The 3,402-nt window shown below is 64.3% G+C and carries 2 protein-coding genes and 1 pseudogene; 2 read left to right on the plus strand and 1 reads right to left on the minus strand.

Annotated elements, in window-relative coordinates; genetic code table 11:
- Positions 1 to 458 precede the first annotated feature (458 nt).
- Positions 459 to 707: a hypothetical protein gene (locus ACLP2E_RS08240; RefSeq protein WP_442465638.1), complete on the plus strand. Its 249-nt coding sequence runs from the start codon at positions 459 to 461 to the stop codon at positions 705 to 707.
- A gap of 1,614 nt (positions 708 to 2,321) precedes the next feature.
- Here ACLP2E_RS08240 and ACLP2E_RS08245 read toward each other — a convergent pair.
- Positions 2,322 to 2,483, minus strand: a pseudogene (locus ACLP2E_RS08245) (integrase); the annotation flags it as partial.
- A 423-nt stretch (positions 2,484 to 2,906) separates the two neighbouring features.
- On the opposite strand from ACLP2E_RS08245, the gene ACLP2E_RS08250 reads away from it, so the two are divergent.
- Positions 2,907 to 3,131, plus strand: coding sequence for a plasmid stabilization protein (locus tag ACLP2E_RS08250; protein WP_442465639.1), 225 nt, complete (start codon positions 2,907 to 2,909; stop codon positions 3,129 to 3,131).
- Positions 3,132 to 3,402 lie beyond the last annotated feature (271 nt).

The raw sequence follows: 3,402 nt of genomic DNA on the forward strand, positions 1-3,402 counted from the left end.
CAATCCCTGCGTCTGCGCTTTTTTTGGCTTTTGGCCTCGATAAGCGCTGATAGCAGTAAGGGAATGATTCGGTTAAGAAGGCAAGGATTATTAAGTTAATGAGTTCTTAACGCGGCTTGGAGTGCCGAGCGCCAACCTGCGCCGTAATCGGGAAACGGCGCGCCGGCACCCCGCCCCGCTGAATGAGGCCGCCATGGCAACCAACGCTCGGCGATGGCTTGAGCCTCGCAGAGCTGGGCGAAGGCCTCCTCGCTAAGGCGCTGGGCGCGTAGACGCCGATCAAACTCCCACGAAGCCGTCCGTCGAGTCGCACGCCTGCTGTCGCGCTGCCGCCGAGCAGCGCTATTCACTTGCCCGATCTCGTCGGCGCCCGTGCCTTCGTCCTGGATCGCGTCAAAGGACTGCTGGCAGCGCGACGACAAGGAAAAGCTCTATGCGCTGCACGCCCCCGAGGTCGAATGCATCGCCAAGGGCAAGGCGCGGACGTGCTACGAGTTCAGCGTCAAGGCGTGCCCGGCATCCAGGCGCGCCCCGGTTTTCCGTACGACGGCCACACGCTCAACGATAACATCGCCAAGATCGAGCGCCTGACAGGCGAGAACGTGGCCCGCGTCCACGTGGACAAAGGCCACCGAGGCCACGGGCCCGCCGCGCGCGAAATCCACGTCACGCAGAGCCTGGGCCTACGGTCGCCGACCGTCAAATGAGAGCTGCGCAGAAGGGCCGCAGTCGAGCCGATCATCGGTCGTGTCAGGTCCGACGGCCTCCTCGAACGCAACCGTCTCGCCGGTGCCTGCGGCGACGCCATCAACGCCGTCCTCGTCGGGCTGAGGGTTCTCTCTATGCCTGTGCTTCTGCCGGACCTCGTGGTAGAAATCGAAGCCCAAATCTCTCGGCTGTCCGCTCCGCACGCGATGGGGCAAAATCGAGTTTTCGCGGTCGACCAGGCCACGGGCCTCGTTCCTGCGGGGGCCGCCGCGTCCAGCAGCGTATCGAGCATCAGCTTCTTCAGCCGCCCGCTTTCGTCCTCCATGGCTTTGAGCTTCTTTTCGTCCGACACTTACGGTCCCCCGCACTTAACCTGCTGGCGGCAGAAGGTTGGCTCGCTGAGCTGGTGCCATTCCGACAGGCACACCTCCCGTTGCCACTCCCCGCGTCCTTCTCGCGGCGCATACTGAGCCGCGTTGAACTTGCGCCTGCGCATGCTCGCCTCCCGAAGTTATTCCAGGGTCCCGGGAGCTGGGAACCGAGAACCGGTACTGCCCCGTGGGTGCCAAACGTGCCGATCGATTGAACTACGGCCCACGCTGATTCTGGGCTTACTGTGGAACTGCGCTCGCTGCGGGGAAAGGCCAATCCAGTTGTACGCGGACAACTCAAGGCGATCCCCTTGATTGGATCCCTGAACGGACGCAGTTGTACGCGGACAACGCCCTACCCCTGCCCGCTCCACACGCCGCTCCGCCCTGGTCAGACGCCAGTCGCGCGCAGACACTGTTACAGATCCTCCTACGTCGCCCTACATATCGATCAGTCGCTGGTTTCCTTGGTCGCAAGAGGGCGCGATTGACAGCTTCTCGTTAGCGTCGGCCTGACGAGGTCGCTTGAGGCGAGGCGTACGCGCATCTGGAGTGCCAGAGCTAGTTGTACGCGGACAACTTAATCGAAGGGTCCGCACGGAGCCGAACCATTTTGCACGTCGCCCATTCGTGCCCGTCCATTGGCTTCCCTCTTGCCTGGAACCAGCCGCCTCTCCGACTCCATTCATTCGTTGGACCCGAGACTCCGCTCCTGTACGCGCCGCCTTATCGAGCGCCGCTTTTACGATCGCGTCCCTTCAGTGCAGCAGCGCCTTCCGCAACTACGTGCCGATCAATGCGGTTGATCGTGGGAGCGCCGGACGCCCGCGAACGCTCTCGCTACATGGCGGTCGTTGCGGCGAAGGGAGCCGCTCAATGGGTCCGACGGTCCGCGGCCTGCCGTCCCATCCGCTGTCCCGGACGCCATCATCGCGAGTAGAAGTCGACGCATTCGCGGTCGGCGAGCGACCACAGATCGAGGCCCTGACGGGCGCGCCCGCGCAGATAGCCGTGCCAGGGAGTGCCGTGGGCATAGGCCGGGGCGGTCTCGACCAGCGGCGCGAGTTTGGCAGAGAAGGCCCCGGCCTGTTGTTCGAACGGGTTTGGGTTCAACCTGCACTGGCCCAAGCTGGAGGTCGATCTCTGCGTTCCAGCGCTTGCCTCAGGCGTTTTCGGGACGCAGGCCTGGGTGGCAAGCGAATTCGCGCGCCAAGCGGCCGGACGAAATCGCCGACGAAAGCGGCGGTCGCGACGCCGCTGGTGACGGCGGGTCATTTCCGCCGACGCATGGCCGAGGTGTTTCTGGAGGTAGCGCTCGTCGATCTCGGCCCACGAGGCGAGGCCAGCGCGCGACGAGTGCCCGGAGAACTTCTCCTCCCGATCGCGTTCGGAGAGATTGCCGCGAGCCGGTGGTGACTTGCGGTCGAAGGCCAGGGCCCTCTGGGCGAAATTCCACACGAGCGCCGATAGACCGCTGCTCGATGGAGGCGACCGTCCGGGCCCTCCCGCCCGCGGCCCCTGAGGCCATCGCCGCGAGATAGAAGCGGATGCATTCCTGGCCCTGGCGGGCGCGCCAGCGCAGGTACTCGCGCCAGTCGGCGGCGTAGGCGCGGTTGGTGTTCTGCGACGTCGCGGCCCGGCCGATCTCGACCAGCGGGTCGAGTTTTGCATGTAGGAGGCCTCGAACTCGATGGTCATCATCGGGCAGGGCAGGGCGGCTGATCCTGTCCGATTGGGTGCCCGCTTGTTGGCCGACCGCCACCGGTCTATCAGTTGAGCCCCGAAAGCAGGGGTGGTTTGCCGATGCCGGACACGGAGTTCTTGGTCGTGACCGCCCGGGCGAGGGAGCTTGCCGATCAAATCGCGCGGCGCGAGGGCGTCGCCGCTGCCGAAATCGTCGAGCGGGCGCTCGAGGCCTACGCTGAGCGTGCCGCTGAACGTGAGCCTGCCGAGTCGTTTTACCGGCGCCTTACCGCGGAGCGGGGCGAAGACATCGACCTCGACGCTTTGATTCAAGACCACCGCAGACCCCATTGCGGTATCGACCTATGAGGGCACGACAGGATCCGTTCCAAATGGCGGCTTAGGACCGTACATAAAGTGAACATGGCGGAGCGCCGAGGGTCCTTGGCAATCTCGAGAAAGCAAGTGGAGACCTGTCCGGCGGGAGCGGGATAAGTCCCCGCAAAGATCCGTAAACACAAATCATGCTCTCCCCGGAATCGAAGACGGGTTGCGCGCCGCATGCCGGAACCGAAGCACAACGATTTCGTCCTCCCCGGCATAGTAGTCGATGAGATACGGATAGGGCGTGAGGGCGATG

Source organism: Rhodoblastus sp. (genome assembly GCF_052145335.1).
Lineage (GTDB): Bacteria > Pseudomonadota > Alphaproteobacteria > Rhizobiales > Beijerinckiaceae > Rhodoblastus.

Excerpts from the sequence above, each read along its gene's own strand:
- ACLP2E_RS08240 (WP_442465638.1), top strand. The coding sequence starts at position 459 with ATGCATCGCCAAGGGCAAGGCGCGGACGTGCTACGAGTTCAGCGTCAA.